Origin of the sequence: Gabonibacter chumensis (assembly GCF_024741215.1) — a bacterium.
GTDB classification, from domain to species: Bacteria; Bacteroidota; Bacteroidia; order Bacteroidales; family Marinifilaceae; genus Gabonibacter; species Gabonibacter massiliensis.
The window spans coordinates 535,475-557,653 of sequence record NZ_JANSKB010000001.1; the positions used below are offsets into that span (position 1 = coordinate 535,475).

Annotated in this window: 17 protein-coding genes; 10 read left to right on the top strand and 7 right to left on the bottom strand. The window is 42.1% G+C overall.

All coding sequences use genetic code 11. The annotated features are described in order from the left end of the window. Positions 1 to 7 precede the first annotated feature (7 nt). Positions 8 to 1,252: a beta-ketoacyl-ACP synthase II gene (gene fabF / locus NVS78_RS02375; protein ID WP_286357754.1), complete on the top strand. Its 1,245-nt coding sequence runs from the start codon at positions 8 to 10 to the stop codon at positions 1,250 to 1,252. Positions 1,253 to 1,274: 22 nt separating this feature from the next. Beyond that, positions 1,275 to 2,018 (top strand): ribonuclease III, encoded by a 744-nt coding sequence (rnc, locus tag NVS78_RS02380; protein ID WP_041503147.1) that lies wholly within the window; start codon positions 1,275 to 1,277, stop codon positions 2,016 to 2,018. Between the two features lie 162 nt (positions 2,019 to 2,180). Here the strand turns inward: rnc and efp are convergent, their stop codons facing one another. The 4 genes from efp to NVS78_RS02400 form a co-directional block, all read right to left on the bottom strand. Continuing rightward, positions 2,181 to 2,750 (bottom strand): elongation factor P, encoded by a 570-nt coding sequence (efp, locus tag NVS78_RS02385; protein WP_041503148.1) that lies wholly within the window; start codon positions 2,748 to 2,750, stop codon positions 2,181 to 2,183. Between the two features lie 161 nt (positions 2,751 to 2,911). Continuing rightward, positions 2,912 to 3,598 carry a tRNA (adenosine(37)-N6)-threonylcarbamoyltransferase complex dimerization subunit type 1 TsaB gene (gene tsaB / locus NVS78_RS02390; protein ID WP_286357755.1) on the bottom strand — a complete coding sequence of 229 codons (687 nt, stop codon included), beginning with the start codon at positions 3,596 to 3,598 and terminating at the stop codon, positions 2,912 to 2,914. Between the two features lie 20 nt (positions 3,599 to 3,618). Further along, positions 3,619 to 4,194 carry an L-threonylcarbamoyladenylate synthase gene (locus tag NVS78_RS02395; protein WP_286357756.1) on the bottom strand — a complete coding sequence of 192 codons (576 nt, stop codon included), beginning with the start codon at positions 4,192 to 4,194 and terminating at the stop codon, positions 3,619 to 3,621. 244 nt (positions 4,195 to 4,438) lie between these two features. After that, entirely contained in the window at positions 4,439 to 5,335 is an 897-nt protein-coding gene (locus tag NVS78_RS02400) for a diaminopimelate dehydrogenase (protein WP_286357757.1), read from the bottom strand. Between the two features lie 241 nt (positions 5,336 to 5,576). Here NVS78_RS02400 and NVS78_RS02405 point away from each other — a divergent pair, with 241 nt between their 5' ends. Together NVS78_RS02405 and scpA are read left to right on the top strand one after the other, a co-directional pair. Next, a complete protein-coding gene (locus NVS78_RS02405; protein ID WP_286357758.1) occupies positions 5,577 to 7,454 on the top strand; it encodes an acyl-CoA mutase large subunit family protein in 1,878 nt (625 codons plus the stop codon). 60 nt (positions 7,455 to 7,514) lie between these two features. After that, complete coding sequence (gene scpA / locus NVS78_RS02410; protein WP_286357759.1) at positions 7,515 to 9,671, top strand: methylmalonyl-CoA mutase; 2,157 nt, start codon at positions 7,515 to 7,517, stop codon at positions 9,669 to 9,671. Between the two features lie 166 nt (positions 9,672 to 9,837). Here scpA and NVS78_RS02415 read toward each other — a convergent pair whose 3' ends face one another. The 3 genes from NVS78_RS02415 to NVS78_RS02425 all read right to left on the bottom strand — a co-directional run bounded on the left by NVS78_RS02415 (position 9,838) and on the right by NVS78_RS02425 (position 11,612). Then, entirely contained in the window at positions 9,838 to 10,236 is a 399-nt protein-coding gene (locus tag NVS78_RS02415; protein WP_286357760.1) for a fibronectin type III domain-containing protein, read from the bottom strand. A 188-nt stretch (positions 10,237 to 10,424) separates the two neighbouring features. Next, positions 10,425 to 10,820, bottom strand: coding sequence for a fibronectin type III domain-containing protein (locus tag NVS78_RS02420; RefSeq protein WP_286357761.1), 396 nt, complete (start codon positions 10,818 to 10,820; stop codon positions 10,425 to 10,427). A 603-nt stretch (positions 10,821 to 11,423) separates the two neighbouring features. Further along, a complete protein-coding gene (locus NVS78_RS02425; RefSeq protein WP_041505285.1) occupies positions 11,424 to 11,612 on the bottom strand; it encodes a PLDc N-terminal domain-containing protein in 189 nt (62 codons plus the stop codon). Positions 11,613 to 11,940: 328 nt separating this feature from the next. Between NVS78_RS02425 and NVS78_RS02430 the strand changes: the two genes are divergently transcribed. From NVS78_RS02430 to NVS78_RS02455, 6 genes are all read left to right on the top strand, one after another. Continuing rightward, positions 11,941 to 12,612, top strand: a complete 672-nt coding sequence (locus tag NVS78_RS02430; protein ID WP_286357762.1) for an RNA polymerase sigma-70 factor — start codon at positions 11,941 to 11,943, stop codon at positions 12,610 to 12,612. Beyond that, positions 12,566 to 13,729, top strand: coding sequence for a FecR family protein (locus NVS78_RS02435; RefSeq protein WP_286357763.1), 1,164 nt, complete (start codon positions 12,566 to 12,568; stop codon positions 13,727 to 13,729). The genes NVS78_RS02430 and NVS78_RS02435 overlap by 47 nt, the downstream gene beginning before the upstream one ends. 115 nt (positions 13,730 to 13,844) lie before the next feature. Continuing rightward, complete coding sequence (locus NVS78_RS02440; RefSeq protein ID WP_286357764.1) at positions 13,845 to 17,285, top strand: TonB-dependent receptor; 3,441 nt, start codon at positions 13,845 to 13,847, stop codon at positions 17,283 to 17,285. Positions 17,286 to 17,302: 17 nt separating this feature from the next. Then, positions 17,303 to 19,225: a RagB/SusD family nutrient uptake outer membrane protein gene (locus NVS78_RS02445; RefSeq protein ID WP_286357765.1), complete on the top strand. Its 1,923-nt coding sequence runs from the start codon at positions 17,303 to 17,305 to the stop codon at positions 19,223 to 19,225. A gap of 32 nt (positions 19,226 to 19,257) precedes the next feature. Further along, positions 19,258 to 20,601, top strand: coding sequence for a DUF4959 domain-containing protein (locus NVS78_RS02450; protein WP_286357766.1), 1,344 nt, complete (start codon positions 19,258 to 19,260; stop codon positions 20,599 to 20,601). Positions 20,602 to 20,604: 3 nt separating this feature from the next. After that, the gene (locus NVS78_RS02455) at positions 20,605 to 22,167 is read left to right on the top strand and encodes a DUF4998 domain-containing protein (protein WP_286357767.1); all 1,563 of its coding nucleotides are present in this window, start codon (positions 20,605 to 20,607) and stop codon (positions 22,165 to 22,167) included. Positions 22,168 to 22,179 lie beyond the last annotated feature (12 nt).

Consider the following 22,179-nt stretch of genomic DNA (forward strand, 5'->3'; position numbering starts at 1 on the left):
TGATTTTATGAACCTCAAACGAGTAGTAATTACAGGTCTTGGAACGATCAATCCTCTCGGTCACACGGTGTCCGAGTTTTGGGACAACTTGAAAAAAGGCGTTAGCGGCGCCGGTCCTATTACTCGTTTTGATGCATCTAAGTTTCGCACGCAATTCGCATGTGAAATAAAAAATTACGAGCCGACGGAACATTTCGACAAGAAAGAAGTCCGTAAAATGGATCTCTATACGCAATTCGGTCTCATTGCAGCCCGGGAAGCCATTAAGGATTCAGGACTCGATATATCCGCAGAGGATAAGAGAAGAGTAGGTGTAATCTGGGGCGCAGGTATCGGGGGATTGGAAACATTCTATGAAGAATGTAAAACGTTTGCCATCGGAGATGGTACTCCCAGATTCAACCCTTTCTTTATCCCTAAGATGATTGCCAATATGGCAGGAGGAATGATCGCTATCGAACACGGCCTAAAAGGGCCTAACTATACGACGGTTTCTGCTTGTGCATCATCGGCTCATTCTTTAGTAGATGCATTAAACCTCATTCGATTAGGAAAAGCAAACGTGATTATTGCCGGCGGATCTGAAGCTGCAATAACCGTTCCCGGTGTTGGAGGTTTCAACGCCATGAAAGCCATATCCACCCGCAATGACGATCCGAAAAGCGCTTCTCGTCCGTTTGACGCAAACCGTGACGGATTCGTGTTGGGAGAAGGCGGAGCCGCACTAATCGTTGAAGAATACGAGCACGCCATGAAGAGAGGAGCTAAAATCTATGCAGAACTTGCAGGAGCAGGAATGAATTGTGATGCTTATCACATGACGGCCCCCGATCCGGAAGGAGAAGGCGCCGGAGAGGTGATGAAATCTGCCCTCGAAGATGCAGGCCTGACTCCTAAAGACGTCGATTACATCAATGTACACGGGACATCTACGGGATTAGGAGATATAGCAGAACCCAAGGCTATTCTTAAAGCATTTGGAGAACACGCTTATCAACTGAACATCAGTTCTACCAAATCAATGACCGGACATTTATTAGGCGCCGCCGGTGCCATCGAAGCAATCGCTTGTGTCTTGGCCGTGAAAAACGACATTGTTCCCCCGACTATTAATTTCCAGAGCCTGGATCCGGAACTGGATCCGAAATTAAATTTTACATTTAATAAGGCTCAAGAAAGAAAAATAAATGTTGCCATTAGTAACACCTTCGGGTTCGGTGGTCACAATGCCTGTGTTGTATTTAAAAAATAATCACTAACTAAAACGTTGGAAAGTGATTAGGCAAATAATTCAATCCATAAAACTATATCTGCATCGCAAAGATAAGTTTTATGGATTGTCTATTTACGAATGGGGATTTATCCCTCAAAATAAAGGGTTATATAACCTTGCTTTACTGCATAAGTCTGCCTCCAGATACACGAAAAGCGGAACGATCCTTAATTATGAACGCCTCGAGTTTCTGGGGGATGCCGTATTGGGTGCTATCGTGGCTGAAATTCTTTACAAATTTTTTCCGAATAAAGACGAAGGATTCTTAACTCGCCTACGTTCCAAGATCGTAAGCCGGGAATCCTTGAACGAAATAGCCATAAAGATGGGGTTAAGTAAAGAGGTCATCGCCAAATCGGACATTTCAAAAAACAAACACATATACGGTGATGTATTCGAAGCTTTTACCGGAGCCATCTATCTTGATCAAGGATACGCCAAGACAAAGGATTTTATCGAACAATACATCTTTCCTCACTACGTGAACTTAGAAGACCTGGTATACATCGATAAAAATTTCAAAAGTCGACTTATCGAGTGGGGACAAAAAAATAAAATAGAACTAAGCATACACACGGAAGAACTCTTTAAAAATCGTCGCTCCAAATTCGTTTGTACGATTTCAGTCGGAGAAGAAGTCATCGGTAAAGGCGTGGGGTCTTCCAAAAAAGAGGCTGAACAACACTCTGCAGAAAAAGCCATTCAAAAACTTCAAAATGAAGGTCAAGGCAATATTATCATATAACCCGAGCTTATCCGACCGAAAGAGAGCTCTCGCAATTTAGCAATTTTTTGATGGAATCACCTCATCCCGATTGTCGAATCCGTCCCGCTTGACCTTCGAGATGAACATAAAAGAGACTACCCTCAACGCGGATAGTCTCTTCATAAATATCTTTTCTTCTTTTTACTCCCTCACGCGCTCCACGTAAGAACCGTCTTGCGTACTTATACGTATTTTTTCCCCGGTATTAACAAAAAGAGGTACCATCACTTTGGCTCCGGTCTCCACCTCTGCCGCCTTCAAAGCCGTTGAAGAAGCCGTATCTCCCTTCAAACCCGGCTCCGTATAAGTCACTTCCAATACAACGTTCGGCAATAACTCAACATACAACGGTGTTTCCGTATCGGCATGCACAACCATCTCAACGGCATCTCCTTCTTTTAAAAATTGAGGGGCATTGATCAACTCTTTTGCAATATTCAATTGCTCGTATGTCTCCGTATGCATCATAACATAATCCTCTCCCTCTTTATATAAAAACTGATAAGGACGTCTCTCGATACGAGCTACATCTATCTTTATTCCAGAGGTAAAAGTATTTTCCAAAATACGCCCTGTTTTTACATTTCTCAATTTTGTTCTCACGAAAGCGGGGCCTTTACCCGGTTTCACATGTTGGAATTGTACAATGGTATATAAATCGTCCTTAAAAACGATACATAATCCATTCCTAAAATCAGCTGTCGTTGCCATTTATCTTATAAGTTTTAGTTTTAATAATTGAAATTAGGGTGCAAATATAAGAAAATCAGCCCAACTGACCAAAAGTCGAATCATTTTTCCATAGCCATGACCATTTTAGCGCCATGACAAGTTTGCTCTCTATAAAAAAATCCGAGAAATGGAAAAAACATTCAAAGCACTTTTTTCTTGGGAACGGTAGCGATAAAATCTTTTAAGTAAAACGGTTCGAAATAAGCCAGATCTTCAAAAGTTTTCTCTTCCCACTTTTGTTCAGCCAAAGTTATCATATTGACAGCAGAAGTAACCACCCGGTCCACAAATTGCGCATGGGGGTGAACTATGACCTCTTTTACTTTTCCACTACCGTTTCCAAAAAAATAGATTTTATGATCAACCAACCAATCGCTAAATGAAGACGGGTCTATGATTTCCGCCCGTACTTCACGCGTCATCTCCCCGTTCCGATTAAAAATAGCCGAATAAACTTCCATGCGACGAGCGTCTATCATCGGACAAAAAAGAGCCTCTTCGTCAACATGCCGGGCGACGGAAATAGCTAAAGCCTTCAACGTGCTTATAGCCATTAAAGGTTTCCCCGTTCCGAAGCATATCCCTTTGGCCAACGAAACGCCGATACGTAACCCGGTATAGGAACCGGGACCCATGCTAACGGCAACAGCATCCAACTCTTTGGCCCGTATTCCATTCTCTTTCAACAGTTCGTCTACATAAACACCCAATAAAACAGAGTGATTCAACCCCTCGTCAGTCTCTTTCAAAGCCAATAACTTTCCATCTCGAGCTATAGCCACCGAACAAATCTCTGTTGACGTATCTATATTTAGAATCAATGCCATAAATTAAAATTTTATATCCTTTATTGACGAATAATCTGTATCTCTCCTCCCAAGCCTAATTTAACAATACTGGAAGGGGCCGGATTAGTCGTTTCCTCCTGTCGAAAATCGACCACGTAATCGACGGATTTTTTTACCTCATCGCTGATATCGGCAAAACATTTGGGCGAAGGATCTCCGCTAATATTGGCAGATGTAGAAACAATAGGCTTGCGAAAGCGAGCCACCAACATTTGCGAAAAAATCTCTTTCGTGATTCGGATTCCAATCGTTCCGTCCGCACTAACCAGTCCTTTGGCCAAATTCTTAGCATGCGGATAAATGACCGTCATCGGACGATCGGCAGCTTCCAACAAATCGTAAGTAATATCCGGCACATCCACATAGGATGCCAACTTACCCAAATCATCCAAAAGAACCAACATCGCCTTACTGTCTTCCCGCTTTTTCAATTCGTATACCCGTTTTACCGCTTTATCATCAGTCGCATCACATCCGATTCCCCAAATCGTATCCGTGGGGTAAAGGATCACTCCCCCGTTTTGCAATACCTCACAAGCCTTCTTTACTTCTTCTCTACATTTTTCTACATTCATACCAGCATCATTGAAATTGATGATACAAAATTGTCAATTATTTTCCAGATTCAATTTTATTCATATAAATAATTTTTCTAACGAGCTGACGTTTACGATAACAGCTACCGGAATTCAAGTTACAGCCAGTGTTACGGATTGGTCAACAGGAAGCAATGGAACAGGAAGCATTTAATCGAGTTTTCGCTTTTTTGAAAAAGACCGGACGATGATAACGATCCGGTCTTTTTCAGTAAAATATTCTCTATACCAAATGTTTTATCAACTCTTTCCGGTCTCCGTACAATAAATCGATAACCGGAATCTCTATCAAAGTATAACATCCCGGCCTCTGCAGCATGGAAGCTCTGGCCGTAGCCACCAAAATCTGACCCGTCAGGGCAGGATTATTGATCTTCATACCGAATTCAAACAATTGATTCTGTGTTTTTCCGGAAACTCCTTTCCGGACCAGGTTGACTCCGTGTCCCATATCTTTCAAAGCATCTACACTGTCCACCTGCATTACATGGGTTTCATCATGTTCGAAATAAGGATCCGTCTTAATAGCTTCCGCCACCCGTTTGAAATCATACCCCTCTTTTAATTCGATATAAACCATCCGGCGATGAATGCCCGTACCAACAGGAATCGTCATAGATAATGCCGCCTTCACCCCTTCGATAGCTTTCACGGCTACCGTATGTCCCATACTCATGCCGGGGCCGAAATTCGTATAAGTAATTCCTTTCGGGGCACAAGCTTCCAACAGGGCCCGAACCATAGAATCACTCCCCGGATCCCAACCGGCAGAAATAATAGAAACTCTATTGTATTTTTCAGCTATCTCTCCCAAACGCTCATGTAATCCGGAAATCTCCGTATGAATATCGAAACTGTCGACGGTATTTATCCCCATCTCCAAAATCTTAGAAGCATAAGTCTCCACACTCCGGGTCGGCGTACACAGGATAGCAACATCCACCTCTTTCAGGCAGGCGATATCCGAAACAACCGGGAAACTTTTCAACTCATCAGGTATATCCGCGGCATCTCGGCGTACGATTCCCGCCACTTCAAAATCAGGTGCGACCTGAAGCGCATCAAGCACATAGCGTCCAATATTTCCATAGCCGACAATGGCAGCTCTTATCTTTTTCATCTGTTTCTTACTTTAAATTTAACGCTGCAAATTACAAAATAATCCTCTCCTGTAAAAAGGTATCTCTATTTTTCATCTTCCCAAATATCAAATTATTTCAACGAACTATTAAAAAACCATGATAATATGCCGAATAGCCGAAAATAAAAGGGATTTTCTTTTTTAAATTGTCGAAAAGGGTTAATTTTGCTTTTCGTTTTTAATAACAAACAGTTACAGAACAATTACATAAAAACTTATTATGGCAGAGAATGTACACACAAAGCTTTTCAGTGAATTTGCACCAAACACGACTCAAGAGTGGATGGACAAAGTAACTGCAGACCTAAAAGGGGCTGATTTCAATAAAAAGCTGGTTTGGAGAACAAACGAGGGCTTCAATGTCCAACCGATGTATCGTTTGGAGAATATGAAGGACCTCAAGTACTTGGATTGCTTCCCCGGAGAATTTCCTTACGTGAGAGGTAACAAGAAAGACAACAATTGGTTTATTCGTCAAGACATTAAGGTAGAGAATGTTGCAGAGGCGAATAAGAAAGCGTTGGACATTTTGAACAGAGGTGTTGATTCCTTAGGCTTCGTTATTTCTGATAGCAAGAACTTCACGAAAACCGACATGGAGGCTCTTTTAAAAGATATTTGCCTCGACTGCATCGAAATCAACTTCGTTCTATGTTGCAATAAAGTTGCCATCCTTAATATGTTTAAAGAAGTGGTTGCGGAAAAAGGAGTGAATCCGGAATCCATCCACGGAGGTATCAATATAGATCCGATCACGAAATTGGTTCTGGAAGGCAAGTTCTGTGATCCGCATCCTTTCAATGTTGTAAAAACGACCACGGAAGGAACAGCCCAGATGAAAAATTTCAAAAGCATCGAAGTCGGAGGATTTGTTTTCAACAATTCCGGTGCTTCCATTGTACAGGAATTGGGATTTAGTTTGGCTGCCGGAGTTGAATACTTAGATAAACTGACAGATGCCGGCATGGATATCAAAGATATTGCCCCCAGAATGCGCTTCCACTTTGCCACAGGCTCCAAATATTTCATGGAAATAGCCAAGTTGAGAGCCGCTCGTTTCTTGTGGGCTCAAATCGTGAAAGCTTACAACCCGTGCTGCGACTCCATCTGTAAAATGAATATACATGCAGAAACTTCAGAATGGAACAAAACGGTTTATGACCCGAATGTAAACATGCTTCGTACTCAAACGGAAGCCATGTCTGCTATTTTAGGCGGTGTTGATTCTTTTACCGTACACCCGTACGACTATATCTACGAATGCCATCCCTCCGAATTGGGTGAACGGGTGGCTCGTAACCAACAATTACTGTTAAAAGAAGAGTCTCATTTCGGCAAGATTGCAGACGTAGCCGGAGGATCTTATTATATCGAGGAGCTGACCCAGTTCATTGCAGAAGCTGCCTGGAAGTTATTCCTCGAAGTTCAGGAACAAGGCGGCATGCAGAAAGCTTTAGAGTCAGGCTTCGTTCAAGCCGCAATAAAGGCTACCGCCCAAAAGAGAGACCAGGACATCGCGAACCGCAAAGAAAACTTCTTGGGAACAAACCAATTCCCGAATTTCAACGAAAAGATCGACAAAGCTCTTTGTTCTTGCATCTTGGAACCGGAAGACTTTACCGCCCCCGATGCTGTGGTAGAAACATTGAAACCTTACCGCGGAACCCAGGCTTTTGAGGCTATGCGTTTAAGAACCGACATGTTTGCCAAAGAAAACGGACACCGTCCGGTCGTTTACATGTTCCCCATGGGCAATCTGGCCATGCGTAAAGCAAGAGCTCAATTCGCATGCAATTTCTTTGCTTGTGCCGGATTCCAGGTAATGGATAATAACGGATTCAAAACCGTGGAAGAAGGAGCAAAAGCCTGCTTGGACAACAAAGCCGATATCGTGGTAATCTGTAGTTCGGACGACGAATACGCGACGATTGCTCCGGAGGTTTACGCTGCATTAAAAGACAAAGCCATTGTCGTTGTTGCCGGAAACCCGGAATCCAGACCGGAATTGGAAGCAATCGGTATCACCAACTATGTTCATGTAAAATGTAACGTACTGGAAGACCTGAAGGGTTACCAACAAAAATTGGGAATTAAATAGTTGACGATTTTAGATTTCAGATTGAGAGCACAGCCTTAATCATAATTACAAATTACAAAGATGAAACCGAATTTTAAAGATATAAATATCAAGTCATCACAAAAGCCTGCTGCGACCGCTTCCGAGTGGGAGAAAGCAAATCAGATTGAAAAATCGTGGATGACCCCTGAACTTATACCGGTAAAACCCGTGTATACCGAAGAAGATTTGAAAGGTATGGAACACTTGGACTATGTAGCCGGTATTCCTCCCTACCTCCGCGGACCCTATTCCGGAATGTATCCGATGCGCCCCTGGACGATCCGTCAATACGCCGGATTCTCCACGGCAGAAGAGTCTAACGCCTTTTATCGCCGTAACTTGGCCGCCGGACAAAAAGGTTTGTCAGTGGCATTCGACTTGGCCACTCACCGCGGGTACGACTCCGATCACCCGCGCGTAATCGGAGACGTGGGTAAGGCCGGTGTTGCCGTAGACTCTATTTTGGATATGAAGATCCTGTTCGACCAGATTCCGTTGGATAAAATGTCCGTCTCCATGACGATGAACGGTGCGGTTCTTCCGATCTTGGCTTTCTATATCGTTGCCGGATTAGAGCAAGGAGCCACCTTGGATCAATTGTCAGGAACCATTCAGAATGATATCCTGAAAGAGTTTATGGTGCGTAATACCTATATTTACCCGCCTAAATTCTCTATGAAGATTATCGCCGATATCTTCGAATATACTTCCAAAAATATGCCGAAGTTCAATTCTATTTCTATCTCCGGATACCACATGCAAGAAGCAGGCGCTACCGCCGATATCGAGCTGGCTTATACATTGGCCGACGGTTTGGAATATCTGCGCGCAGGAGTGAATGCAGGAATGGATATCGACGCCTTCGCCCCGCGTTTGTCATTCTTCTGGGCTATCGGAATGAACCACTTCATGGAGATCGCCAAGATGAGAGCCGGTCGTCTGTTGTGGGCAAAGATCGTAAAACAATTCAACCCGAAAAACCCGAAATCTTTGGCATTACGTACACACAGCCAGACTTCCGGTTGGTCTTTGACCGAACAAGATCCGTTCAACAACGTGGGACGCACTTGTATTGAAGCCATGGGCGCCGCTCTTGGACACACCCAGAGTTTGCATACCAATGCGCTGGATGAAGCCATCGCTCTTCCGACCGACTTCTCCGCACGTATAGCCCGTAATACACAGATCTATATTCAGGATGAAACAACCGTTTGCAAATCCATCGACCCGTGGGGAGGTTCCTACTACGTGGAGAGCCTGACGCAAGAATTGGTAGACAAAGCATGGGCTCATATCGAGGAAATCGAAAAATTGGGCGGTATGGCCAAAGCCATCGAATCCGGCATACCTAAACTTCGGATCGAAGAGGCAGCCGCACGTACGCAAGCCCGTATCGATAGCGGAATTCAAACCATCGTAGGAACAAATAAATACCGTTTGGAAAAAGAAGATCCGATCGATATTCTTGAGGTGGACAATACTGCCGTACGGGAAGCACAAATTCGCCGTTTGCAAGAATTAAAAGCAAACCGTAATCAAGCTGAAGTGGATGCAGCCTTGGAGGCCATCACCAAATGCGCGGAAACCGGAGAAGGCAATTTACTGGAATTGGCCGTAGATGCTGCCAAGAAAAGAGCCTCTTTGGGCGAAATATCATACGCGTGTGAAAAAGTTGTAGGACGTTATAAAGCAGTTATCAGAACCGTGAGCGGAGTATATTCAAGCGTAGCTAAAGAAGACGAAGATTTCCGGAAAGCAAAAGAGTTAGCAGACAAATTTGCAGAAATGACCGGACGTCGTCCTCGTATCATGATTGCCAAAATGGGTCAGGACGGACATGACCGCGGTGCCAAAGTAGTTGCCACGGGTTATGCAGATCTCGGCTTCGACGTGGACATGGGACCTTTGTTCCAAACCCCGGAGGAGACCGCCAAACAGGCCGTGGAAAACGACGTACACGTAGTCGGAGTTTCCTCTTTGGCTGCCGGACATAAAACATTGGTACCCGCCGTTATCAACGAGTTGAAAAAATTAGGCCGCGAGGATATCCTCGTTTATGTAGGAGGAGTTATCCCTCATCAGGATTATCAATTCTTGTTCGATGCCGGTGCTATCGCCGTATTCGGCCCCGGGACCAAAGTATCCAAGAGCGCTATTCAGGTTCTCGAAATCCTGATCGACTTAGCTAAGAAATAATTTTCGAATGCTCTATAAAATAAAAAGAACTGTCTAAAAAATTTAGACAGTTCTTTTTTGCTTTAAGAAAATGGTAATAAATGTATATCCAAAACCAATCTCTTTCTGTTAAAAAACACGTATTTTCGATTAGGTTTAATCTTTATTATTCCTTGACATTTTATTGTTAATTGTATGGATTTCTAAATATAACAACACTTGACTCCCTTGACGGTACACCTACTCCAGCTTCATTTATAGCTGAAACACGAAATACCCCCCTGTCTCCTTCTTGCTTATTACGAACGGTATATGTACGCCCTTTCGTTGTACCAACTTTTTCCCAGTACCAGTTGAATATATTTCTATACTCAATAAGATAACCCGTAATTGGTGCTCCCCCATCGTATTTGGGCGCTTCGTATGACAAGTCACATCCATCAACCCGTATTCTATCAATCTGCGGCTCCCCCGGAGCATCAGGGGTAATAAAAAAATCTGAATTGGCAAACACGATCGTCGTAAGGGTTAAACCCAAGCAGACGAATAAAAATAATTTCAAAATGTTTTTTCTAATCTTTTTCATAGTTTTATTGTTTTAATGTTAATATCTTATCCATATCACAATCCAAAAAAGTTGAAATGATAATTTGATTATAACTAAAACACGATCTTATTCCGTCTAAAGACAGTTGCTAAAAACATGTTTTTCCGATCTGGTTTCTTTTTGAAAGAAAAAATCCCGAGTAACTCTATACTGGTATTTCATCACTACTAGTATGGATTTTCAAATAGTACAAATTCAGAAGCTTCTGACGGCTCACTTGCTCCAAATTCATTTACAGCTCTAACAAAAAATTGTGCCAACCTTCCACTCTCCATATGAGTTGTCCAAATAGTCTTCGTAGTTCTTCCCGATATATACCATATGGGCTCATTTTTATATCTATACTCAATAACATAGTATAGTATTGGCGACCCTCCATCATAAAAAGACGGAAGAAAATTTAATGTACATCCATTATCCCACACATCAAGAATCTCGGGCCTCCCCGGAGGACTGGGAACATCACCATTTGTCCTCGCACTGGCATACACGATCGTCGTAAGGGTTAAACCCAAACAGACGAATAAAAATAATTTCAAAGCGTTTTTTCTAATCTTTCTCATAGTTTTATTAATTTTAGATTTTATAATTTTAATATCTTGTTTTGTCAAAATTAATATTTTTATCTATATTAAAAAAATACTAATAATTATTTTTAAATTATATTATGCACATGAAAAACTCCGTTTTTATCGCTTTAAATCGGCATCTTTTTTCCTGTTGCAATAGCACGGTTAAGAATCCGGTTATCCTTATCTCAAATGTAAATACGGATTTTCCTGTTACCGAAAGATTGGAATTAAAGCCTTTTGATTCTTAAAAAAGATAGTAGTGTGACTAATGACTCTACAACTGAGGAGCATGATTTCGTATACTGTTATAACTTAAATACGGGAAAGAAATTATTTACAATTATTTCGAAAGGAAGAACAAATAATGAATTGAGAAACAGAAAATTTTTGAGCTATCGGCTCTATACAGTAAATTTGTACTTGTTCAGGAATTTAGGCCGCTCGAGAAATTAATTAGCAGATACACCGGTAGATTCAATAATCGTAACAGGGAGACAAAACCGTAAACGAACGGCCTCCGCTTTCATAAAATTACTTTTCACGAGGCACCCTTCGCAAGTTTGTGAAAAGTGTCTCGTATATTTTTGAATCACCTCATTGTTTACACCACTCTTCCACGTGGTCTTTCGCGTACAAGAAATAGATAATCAAACCGATCCAGCTGGTCAACAAAAGAACGATGATAATCAACAACTTGCAAGGCGTCGAAATGTTTTTCTTTACAAGATCAAGAATGGCATAAATCGTAGCCACGATCCCGATAATATAGATAATCAATCCCATAACATTTATTTATTTAAAATTAATACTGCAAAATAACCTGTTTTAGTCGAATTCATCAACTGAAAACAGAAATAAATACGACAAATTTTAAAATTTAACTTAAATAAAACCATAATTCCCATTTCTCATAAAATATATGCGTATCCTTTAGATCGCATTCAGAAAAAATTCCCGTATATATACCCCTATTCTCGCTGCCCGACAGGAGTATCCCCCATCGATTATCGCAACAACATTCGGTCATTATAACATCGATGCACGAATTCTTCCCCTTAAAAGTTTGCATCAATATTGGAGTTCATTATATTTGTATACACAAATAATAGAAATGAATCCATCGGCAGCCATACTACATTTGATCAAAAAAGACGAAAGCAATGCTTTTCAACTTCTTTTTGATCAGTATTACGACAATTTATTATTGTACTGCTATCATATACTGGATGATTTGGATGCCGCGGAAGATATCGTACAAGACTGTTTTATCTGCTTGTGGAACAGCAAAAGACTTCATTCATTCACTGGAGACTTAGATCGTTTTATCTTCAAAATGATTAAAAATAGGGCTCTTTTATTCCTGAAAGAACATAAAAAAAGGCACGAAGTCCAAATCTCTTTTTCTCAAGACAACAGCACGAATGATTACGATACCAAAGAGGTGAATCAAAAAGAGATCGAAACCTTACACGAAACAATAAACAGACTTCCCGAAAAATGCCGGAAAGTATTTTTAATGGCTTGTTTAAACGATAAAAGTTATCAGGAAATAGCAGACGAACTGGGCACAAGTATCAACACCGTAAAAACCCAAATGAAAACAGCACTTAAATTTTTACGCGAGAACCTTCAGGAAAAAGCCTTCCTTGCACTTTTATATTTTTTAACAAAAAAAAGATTGACATCCGATCACCCTTTTTTCTTATTTTATAAATATATAAGAAAAGCGTGGATAAATGAAGGAAAAAGAGATCGACGAAATCTTATCAGACATCTTAGTTAACAACACGTTAACAAAAGAAGAAATACAAACACTGGAAGAGTGGAAACACACTTCCAGCAAGAATGAAGAATTCGTAAAAATCGTACAAAGATTAAAACTCCAAAAACAAATACTGGATAAACACCAAAAACAAGATACGGTTTTTGCTAAAATAGAACGACAAGTCATCCGAATAAGAAAAAAACGAAGACATATGTACTGGTCGTCCTGTGCCGCAAGCGCAATGTTATTGTTAGGCCTCTTTTTCACGTTGAAATGGGAAAACCCATCCCGAAAAGAGATTCCCTTGAATCAAATACCTATTTCCTGTTTATCCCCCACCAAACCGACCGTAGAACTGGTCTTACCGGATGGGAAAAAACAATCCCTCGGTCATCAGAAATCGACGGTCATATTATCCGATAGTAACAGAGAAATACGGACCGAGAAACAAACCTTGATCATCGAAACGAACAACACAAAAAACCGAGAACCCGAATATTTTACGATGAACGTACCCTTCGGGGCAGAATACAACCTGATGCTCTCCGACGGCACAAAAATATTTCTCAACGCGGGAAGTTCATTACGCTATCCGGATCAATTCATCGGAGAGAAAAGAGAAGTTCATTTAACCGGAGAGGCCTACTTCGAGGTTATGTCCGATTCCCTACACCCGTTTATCGTACATGCATCAGATGTAGCCATACGGGTATTGGGTACCTCCTTTAACGTAAAGGCCTATCCCGACGAAGCTTGGGTAAAAACGACATTGGTGCAAGGGCAAGTAGAAACCCAGTGCGGAGAAAATCACGTTATCATGGTCCCCGGGACACAAGTAACCTACAATAAAGACACTCACGAAACCGAATATTTTCCCGTCCATACCCGACAATTTACCTCCTGGAAAGAGGGATATTATGATTTCGAGGATATGCCGTTGGATGAGTTAATGCGGATATTCGTGCGGTGGTATAATGTCCAAATCGAATTCGCATCACCGGAACTAAAGAGCATCCAATTTAGTGGACGTTTGAAAAGGTACGAGGATATCAAATCTCTATTCAATATGCTGGAATATACCCGGGATGTGAAATTCATTGTGAAAAACGACCGTATCGTGATTCAACGTAAATAAAAATATAACAGGTTGAAGACTTGATCAATCTACAACCTGTTACCATTCATGAATACATCCGGAATCCTTGCAAGAGACGGATGTACAGATGTTAAATAATTAATATTACAAATTTATGAAAAAAAAGCGAGATTACGCGTTACCCGGATGCTGGAACAGAGGGCTAAAGATGTTAATCTATAAAAAAATCTTTATGCTTTTGTTTATAGGTGTATCTTTTTCCATTTCCACTAGTGCACACGCACAACAAAAAACCAAAGTGACACTGGATTTAAAAGACGTTACCCTGAACGAGGTAATTGCAGAAATGAAAAAACAAACGGATTACGAATTTTTCTACAATAGCGAATTGGCCAAATCCAAAGGAAAAATCTCCGTAAAAGCCGAAAACAAAGACGTAAAAAAAGTTTTGGACGAAATTCTGCCTCAACTGGGGTTAGAATACACCATCCAAGGAAATCTAATCACGATTCGCGAAAAAAAAGCGGTAAGTCAATTTAAGGTTAGCGGTAAAGTGACGGATGAAAAAGGAAATCCTTTCCCCGGCGTTACCGTGATTATTCACGGAACGACACAGGGAATGGCTACGGATACCGAAGGACGATTCACTATTCCCGCAAGACCGGACGATGTGTTACGGATCTCTTTTATCGGATATAAAACAGAAATCGTACCCATTAAAGGCAAAACCAAAATTAACATACGATTAAACCCCACGGCAGAGAATATCGAAGAGGTTACTGTAGTAGCATTTGGAGAACAAAAAAGAGAGAGTGTCGTTTCGGCCATCACTACCGTTAACCCGGGAAGCCTGAAATCATCGAGTAGCGATCTGACCACCCAATTTGCGGGAAAGATCGCCGGCATGATTGGATGGCAGACGGGAGGTCTCCCCGGAGCCCTGACGGAAAAGGAGATGAATACCAAATTTTATATCCGGGGAATCACCTCTTTTCAAACCGAGGCCAATATCGATCCCCTGATCCTGATCGATGGAGTAGAATCTTCCAAACTGGACCTTGCCCGTATGACTCCCGAAGATATCGAAAGTTTCAGCGTGATGAAAGACGCATCCGCGACCGCCATGTACGGGGCTCGCGGAGCCAACGGGGTTATTCTCGTGACCACGAAAAAAGGACAAGAGGGTAGCGTATATACCTCCTTCCGTTACGAAACGGTAGTAAGTAGTCCGACCCAAAAAATCGATGTCGTGGACCCCGTTACCTACATGAAAATGTACAACCGGGCATTATTGGCCCGAAACCCGGAAGCCACCCCGCAATATAGCGTGGAACGCATCGAACGTACCGGTTCGGATAAATATCCCTCCTGGGTATATCCCGCGAACGATTGGTATAAAATCATGTTCAACAACTTCTCCATCAACCACCGGGCAGGATTAAGCCTTCGAGGCGGTTCCCGCTTGGTTCAATACTACGCTTCTGTCAATTACGTCAGAGACGAGGGTATGTTGAAAACCGACCGTTTGAACCAATTTAAATGCAATATAGAGAACAATACCTTCTCTTTCCGCACTAATTTAAACATAGACCTAAGCGCAGGTATAAGATTGAATATCAATTCATCTGCAAACCTGGACAAATTTCACGGTCCTTACGCCGATGTGACCCAAGCTTACTATCTTGCTTTTAACGCCTCACCGGTAGACTTTGCTCCGACTTATCCGGGCGATGATAAATACGGTTGGCCGCACTTGCGTTTCGGAGCCGTAGACTTAAATTCGACCAACCCTTACAAGGATCTCCACCAGGGATATAAAGATCGGCGACGCTATTCGGCGGTAGCCCGTGCAGAGTATATCCATAATCTCTCTTCCCTTCTTAAAGGATTGGAGTTACGGGCATCTGTTTCTCTCAATCAAACAGGATACTATGTTAATGCCTATAATACAACGCCTTATATCTATTCGTTGAGTAAATATGATTTCGAAACCGGCATGCATAAACTAAACTCGTTAAACGGACTCAGCGCATCAAGGACATTGGAAAAGGACGATCAAAACAGCGGAAGTTCGCAACAAACGCAGATGAGTTACGAGGTACGAGGGCTACACGTGGCTGCCTGGGGAGAACATCAAACCAGTTTAACAGCCGTGTTTAACGCACAGGAAAGTACGACCTCTCAAACGAAAACCGTACTGGACGGCATTCCCCGTCGAAACATGGGTTTATCCATGCGCGGTACGTACGGATTCAAAAATAAATATTTTGCGGAAGCCAGCTTCGGATATAACGGTTCCGAACGTTTTGCCGCAAATCATCGATGGGGATTCTTTCCTGCCGTCGGTGGAGCTTGGATTGCATCCAAAGAAAACTTTTTTATTAACCACACCTCTCACTGGCTCTCCTTCTTAAAATTCCGATTTTCTTGGGGGCAGGTAGGAAACGACGGGGTAATCAATTCTCCGCATTTTACCCATTTGCCATTACTGGAAGCAAGCAGTGTTACGGATCCCTCCCCAAGCGGACAACAGATGAGTAAATACCAGATTCTTTCTTATCCAAACGATAAAATTACATGGGAGATTGCCGAACAAACCAATATCGGTGTTGAAACCAAATTATTCAACGGCATCCTTGAGATCAATGCCGATTTCTACCAGGAAATACGCCATAATATCCTTGATTTTCGTTATACAATGCCTTCATCCACCGGTTTGGAAAAAATGCAGATCGGAAACGTGGGTAAATCCCGCTCCCGCGGAATAGACCTATCCGGAAAGATCCAACACGCTTTCTCTCACGACTTTTGGATGATTTTGAACGGTACGTTTACCTACAATAAAGCCGTATTTAAAGAGATCGAAGAGGCTACCGACAAACCTATATGGCAACGCAAACAAGGCCACGAAATATCCCAATCGATCGGTTATATCGCTGAAGGACTTTTCCGCGACGAGGCTGAAATCAAAAACTCTCCTCGCCAGGGCGGCGACATAAAACCGGGAGATATTCGTTATCGAGACTTAAACAGGGACGGGAAAATTGACGTGAACGACGCCACCTATATCGGTTTCCCGACTACCCCGCGTATCATTTACGGGTTCAGTGGATTCTTTAACTTCAGAAACGTCGAGTTCAGCTTTGCGTTCCAAGGGTCCGGAAAACGGGCTTTCTTTATGGATCCGCAAAAAATCAGCCCGTTCGTAAAAAACAGAGCCATGTTAAAGGCTATTTACGAGGATCACTGGAGCGAAGACAACATGAAAGAGCGTCCTTTCTGGCCGCGTCTCTCCACTCAGTCGATTGATGCACACAATCCGCAAGAGAACTGGGGAAGCGGAGCGGAACAACGGAAATCAACCTATTTCATGAGAGAGTGTAGTTTCCTACGTTGTACCTCTATCGAATTGGCCTATAATTTTTCGCAAAATTTAATGCAAAAAATAAAAATGCAGAATATAAAATTATACGCTCGTGTCAACAATCCCTTCCTCATCACCAATTTCAAAATCTGGGACGTGGAGTTAGGCGACAACGGCTTTAACTACCCGATCCAACGTACTTGGTCGGTTGGATTGAACGTGAGTTTCTAATTTAAACAAATCTAATGATGAAAAAATATTTATTATCAATACTTTGTAGCGTTTTCCTATTCACCGGATGTAATTACCTCGATATGGTTCCCGAAAAGGATATCGAAACAATAGAGTCCATATTCGAACAAAAAACAAAGGCTGAAACTTGGTGGAAAGGACTTTATAGCGACCTGAATACAGCATTCGCGGACATCCGTTCGAACATCTCTTACATGGGTGCCGACGAGTTCGTAACTTGTCTGGCCTTATACAATTCGGACATGCATAATCTGGATGGGCTGAAAGTAGCCGACGGTTTACAAATGTCACAACAACCTTACGGATCCCTGTGGTACAAAATGTATATTATTATTCGAAATTGCAACACCTTCCTCGAAAACATCGATAGGACCTACAATTTGGATCAGAAAGATCGCGATTGGTGGAAAGCGGACGTAAAAGCGGTGAAAGCATTTATCTATTTCGAATTGGTACGTCGCTACGGACCTATTTGCCTGATTCCGCAGAATATGCCGGTAGATTTAGAGGTATCGAAATACCAACTGCCGCGTCAACCGGTAGATTCTTGTTTCAAAGAGATTGTCAAATTATTGGATGAGGCATCGAAATATGTACCCATGCATAACCAACGGTTATCCAACTACGGACACACCTTCTGCCTGGAAGCTATATATGCTCTAAAAGCCAAAGCATTGCTTTACGCGGCATCTCCTCTCTTTAACGGGAATGTGTTCTATTCCGATTTTACCAACAAAAACGGAGAGTTGCTCTTTAACAGTAGCTACGATCGTAACAAATGGTTGTTAGCTGCAGAAGCTGCCGATAAGGCTGCCGAGATATGTGCTCAAGGAGACAGGAGATTATTCGAAGGAGCAGGAACGAAAAAAACAAAATTGTTAAACAAAATGTACGATACCGAAGCTAACATGTTCTCTCGTTTCGATAATCCCGAATATCTGTTAGAATGGAAATACCAACAAGGATTCTACACGTATACCCTACCGCGGTTGGTAGGCGACGATAAGAATTACGAGGGGCAAGTCCTCGGTTGTCTCTCTCCTTCGATGAAGATGGTGGAAACTTATTACACGGAATATGGCTTACCCATCGACGCTGACATTACCTGGAATTATAGTAATCGCTACAAATTCGGATTCGAAAGCAGTCAACTTTACGAAGATGTGATTCCGTTAAATACAACCGTGGTGAATCTTCACCTGCGGCGGGAACCTCGTTTCTATTCCAATATTGCAGGAGACAGGATGTACTGGCAACGCGGTTCAAACACGTTACAAGACAATTATAACTTACTTGTAAAAGCACATAAGAATGAAGAACCTTGGGGTACGACAGAAAATATTATCGTCAGCAACACTTGGCAAAACATCAATGGTTATTGGCTAAAAAAACACACATTTTCATGGTTACCTACCCAGGGTTACTCGAATAACCTGATGGGAACGGAAACAGTAGCTATCATTCGTTTAGCTGAAGTCTATCTTATGCAGGCCGAAGCCTGGAACGAATACCTGGAACATCCGGACAAACGGGTATACGATCCGCTTAATATCGTACGTAAACGAGCCGGAATACTACCGGTACAGGAAGCTTGGGAAAGCCATTCCAACAATCCCACGAAAGTGACGACTAAGGTCGGCATGCGCGACATCATCCGCCAGGAAAATAGAATCGAGTTTGCTTTTGAAGGCCATCGATATTGGGATATTCGTCGCTGGATGATCGCTCATCAAGTAATGAACGAAAAACAATTCGGATGGAACATTCTCGGAACAACATTCCAAACATTCTATAACAACGAAGAAGGCCCGATTGTAGTGTGGAGTAAAAATAAATTTGTAGCTCCGCGGGATTATTTTGAACCCCTCGACGCCGAAGAGATCCTGATCTCCGGCATGGTACAAAATCCGGGATGGTAAAAAGAATCACGATAAAATTAAAATACGAGATTATGAAAAAATATAAATGGATAGTATTCTTCCTGTTGATCGGTTTCTTCGCCTGTAATGACGAAAACACTCTTTTTACGGCATCAACGGAAGGATTGGAACTCAAGTTTACACCCGTGGCCGGTGGGTCAATGATGCATTACACCCTTCCCAACAATAGAAATATTTTTGCCATGAATATCCGCTATAAAGACTCTCAGGGACAGGAGGTATTAAAAAGTTGCGGTTATAGCGGCGACTCGCTTCTATTGGACGGCTTTACTCGGGCTCAGGAGGTACACGCCCATATCTCTTTTGTCAACCAACAAAACGAGGAGTCCGAGCCTATGGAATATCAATTTAAAACCCTGGACAGCGCACCTTGGGCCTTTTTTAACGATATGAAGGTAAATTCTTCTTGGAACGGTTTCCAAGTAATCTACAAAAGTCCCTCGGTAGTGACCGGAATGGCCCACGTTTTCTACCTGGGGATTAACCCCATGACACAAAAGGAAGATACCATTCTGGTCTCCAGTTTTCCCATCAGATTAGGAGGAGACACTTTAAATTTTACCCTACAACAAGAACGACCAATGAACACCATCATTATTCGCTCGGAGGATTTTCATGGTTATAGGGTAAGACAGGAGATCTATCCGGAGATCGATGCTTTCCGAACAGAAAAATGGCCGATGACGCCTGCAGAATTCAAAGACTTCGGGCTTTCTCAAGAAAATACGATAGCGAAAACAGGTGTACAATACCTGTTCGACGGAGAATTAAAAGGAAAAGAGCGTCTGATAGCCGAGGCATCGGAAAACCCGCTAACCCGACCGTGTACGGAAATATACGCTACCTATTTGGCCGGACCCCAATCTTACGACAAACCGATCATACTCGACTTAAAAGAGCAAAAAGTGCCGGCTTGGATTCGTCTTTATTGTCTTTATCCGTTAAGAGCAAAAAATGCCACTCCCGGTTACGAGTTGGGAAATGCATGGTCAGGTTCTTACGAAGACAAGGTCCCCTGTAGTTTGACGGTGTATGGCAGCAAAGAATCCTCCGATCCGGCATCCGATGAATGGGAATACTTGGGAAATTTAAATCAAGACCCCTTAGCCTTAGGTAAAAACAGATGGTCACATCTTACAGCAGAAATTGGCTACGCCCCGAAGGATATAAATGAACTTGCCGAAAAAGATCCGATCTCGGTAGATGTTTCATTTCCGGCGCAGAACAACACCTATCGTTACTTGAAGATATTGGTTCACAACACGTTTAAACTATCCACGAACCCAAATATCAATAGAAACAGAGAGAAGTATTTTACATTACACGAATTGGAAGTTTATGTAAAAAAGAATTAAGCCATGAGAAAGAGAAAATACATCATAAACCTATTTGCAGCAACCGCTTTATTTATCGGTTGTAATGAAAGCCTCGAAGATACATACAGCGACTACACCGGCGATGGAAAGATTCGTTACGTGGCGAAATGTTACGACGTCCACGCCACATCCAGGTGGGAACGATTGATTTTAGAGTGGAAAAACGGAACGGATGCCTCGATTAATAAAATAAAAGTGGTATGGTCCAATGAAAATCTCAAGGATTCGGTTTTACTTCCGAAAACAACCACATCTTTCGATTTGAATAATCTGTCGGACGGCACCTATCGGTTTGACGTCTGCGCGATGGATTCATTAGGTAACGAATCGCTAAAAGAGACTACTTACGGTCGGCCGTACACAAGACAACACGAGATCATGCTCGCTTTCACGAGAGGTATTGTAAAGTCCTATTTTATAAAAAATAACATGATTTTCTTCTCCGATCAATGGAATGAAAATATCGTCGAGATAAAATTGCAATACAAGGATACAAAAGGGGAAAAACAAGATTACACGTTCGACAAAGAAACGAGTTTTAATAGTTTTATCACGATTCCCGATGTAAGTATGGATCCGAGAGATACGGTCTATGTACTTCGAAAAGGAAAAATAGAAGACTGTCCGGATGTGATTGAATTCGAACCGCTCGCAATCAGTCGGAAAAAGAACTATAGTGCCGGATTTATAAACGCCATAGAACGACGTTACGGTTATTCGACGTACACAAAAGAACAGGAGGTGGAGTTCGATAAATTTATCGAAAAAGTGGAAGAATTGGAGTTCGACTACAACATGGAAACCTTTGAAGATGTACTCTATTGTTCGAACTTGAAAAAGCTGATATTAGGTAAGAATCGGTATTTAGAAGATAATTTTCAATACAGTACAGAAAATGATCAAAGTAAGTTACTTGGTAATAGTAAAAAAAGCATACAAATTCTGGACAAGGCAAATGAATTGTTTAAACTGACGATCGACTACTACGGAAACAGGTTTAATGCACATTATTTCGGTCAACCCTTACGGTATATGGTCTACAAAGGATACTCCGTATTACCGCATATGGAACCGATAACGGAAGATAAACTGAAAGTGTTCGACGACGGAAACAAAATTCTTTGTACACCTTCGGATCCTTATGCAAAGCTGGAAGAATTGCTGGACAACGACAATACAACCCGGTGGGAAACAACGTCAAGCAATATTCCGCGTAGGTATGAAATGATGATGGAATTGTTGGAAGAAACCGAGATTCGCGGAATTAAAATAGCACAGGCACTGTATTCCCCGCGACTGGATAGAAAAACCCCGCATTTCATGCCCTCTTCGATCACCATGCAAACTTCCACAGACGGTGCCACTTGGCAGAATGTCACCTTCCTCGAGGGCAATGAACTGGGCCGCGGTTCAGGCGAAATAACCTTGTTACCGATCGCCGAAGGGTCTCGATTAGTACGCTATATTAAATTTTCGGTACGTGACGGAATCGATCCGGGAGGTGTTTGCCAAGTCGTTTTAGGAGATGTCATCCTCTATAAGTAAAATAAATACCAC

What these genes read in the sequence shown, in the direction of transcription:
- fabF (WP_286357754.1), top strand. Translation starts at nt 8, where the DNA reads ATGAACCTCAAACGAGTAGTAATTACAGGTCTTGGAACGATCAATCCT.
- efp (WP_041503148.1), bottom strand. Translation starts at nt 2,750, where the DNA reads ATGGCAACGACAGCTGATTTTAGGAATGGATTATGTATCGTTTTTAAG.
- tsaB (WP_286357755.1), bottom strand. Translation starts at nt 3,598, where the DNA reads ATGGCATTGATTCTAAATATAGATACGTCAACAGAGATTTGTTCGGTG.
- NVS78_RS02395 (WP_286357756.1), bottom strand. Translation starts at nt 4,194, where the DNA reads ATGAATGTAGAAAAATGTAGAGAAGAAGTAAAGAAGGCTTGTGAGGTA.
- NVS78_RS02400 (WP_286357757.1), bottom strand. Translation starts at nt 5,335, where the DNA reads ATGAAAAAGATAAGAGCTGCCATTGTCGGCTATGGAAATATTGGACGC.
- NVS78_RS02405 (WP_286357758.1), top strand. Translation starts at nt 5,577, where the DNA reads ATGGCAGAGAATGTACACACAAAGCTTTTCAGTGAATTTGCACCAAAC.
- scpA (WP_286357759.1), top strand. Translation starts at nt 7,515, where the DNA reads ATGAAACCGAATTTTAAAGATATAAATATCAAGTCATCACAAAAGCCT.
- NVS78_RS02415 (WP_286357760.1), bottom strand. Translation starts at nt 10,236, where the DNA reads ATGAAAAAGATTAGAAAAAACATTTTGAAATTATTTTTATTCGTCTGC.
- NVS78_RS02420 (WP_286357761.1), bottom strand. Translation starts at nt 10,820, where the DNA reads ATGAGAAAGATTAGAAAAAACGCTTTGAAATTATTTTTATTCGTCTGT.
- NVS78_RS02425 (WP_041505285.1), bottom strand. Translation starts at nt 11,612, where the DNA reads ATGGGATTGATTATCTATATTATCGGGATCGTGGCTACGATTTATGCC.
- NVS78_RS02430 (WP_286357762.1), top strand. Translation starts at nt 11,941, where the DNA reads ATGAATCCATCGGCAGCCATACTACATTTGATCAAAAAAGACGAAAGC.
- NVS78_RS02435 (WP_286357763.1), top strand. Translation starts at nt 12,566, where the DNA reads ATGAAGGAAAAAGAGATCGACGAAATCTTATCAGACATCTTAGTTAAC.
- NVS78_RS02440 (WP_286357764.1), top strand. Translation starts at nt 13,845, where the DNA reads ATGAAAAAAAAGCGAGATTACGCGTTACCCGGATGCTGGAACAGAGGG.
- NVS78_RS02445 (WP_286357765.1), top strand. Translation starts at nt 17,303, where the DNA reads ATGAAAAAATATTTATTATCAATACTTTGTAGCGTTTTCCTATTCACC.
- NVS78_RS02450 (WP_286357766.1), top strand. Translation starts at nt 19,258, where the DNA reads ATGAAAAAATATAAATGGATAGTATTCTTCCTGTTGATCGGTTTCTTC.
- NVS78_RS02455 (WP_286357767.1), top strand. Translation starts at nt 20,605, where the DNA reads ATGAGAAAGAGAAAATACATCATAAACCTATTTGCAGCAACCGCTTTA.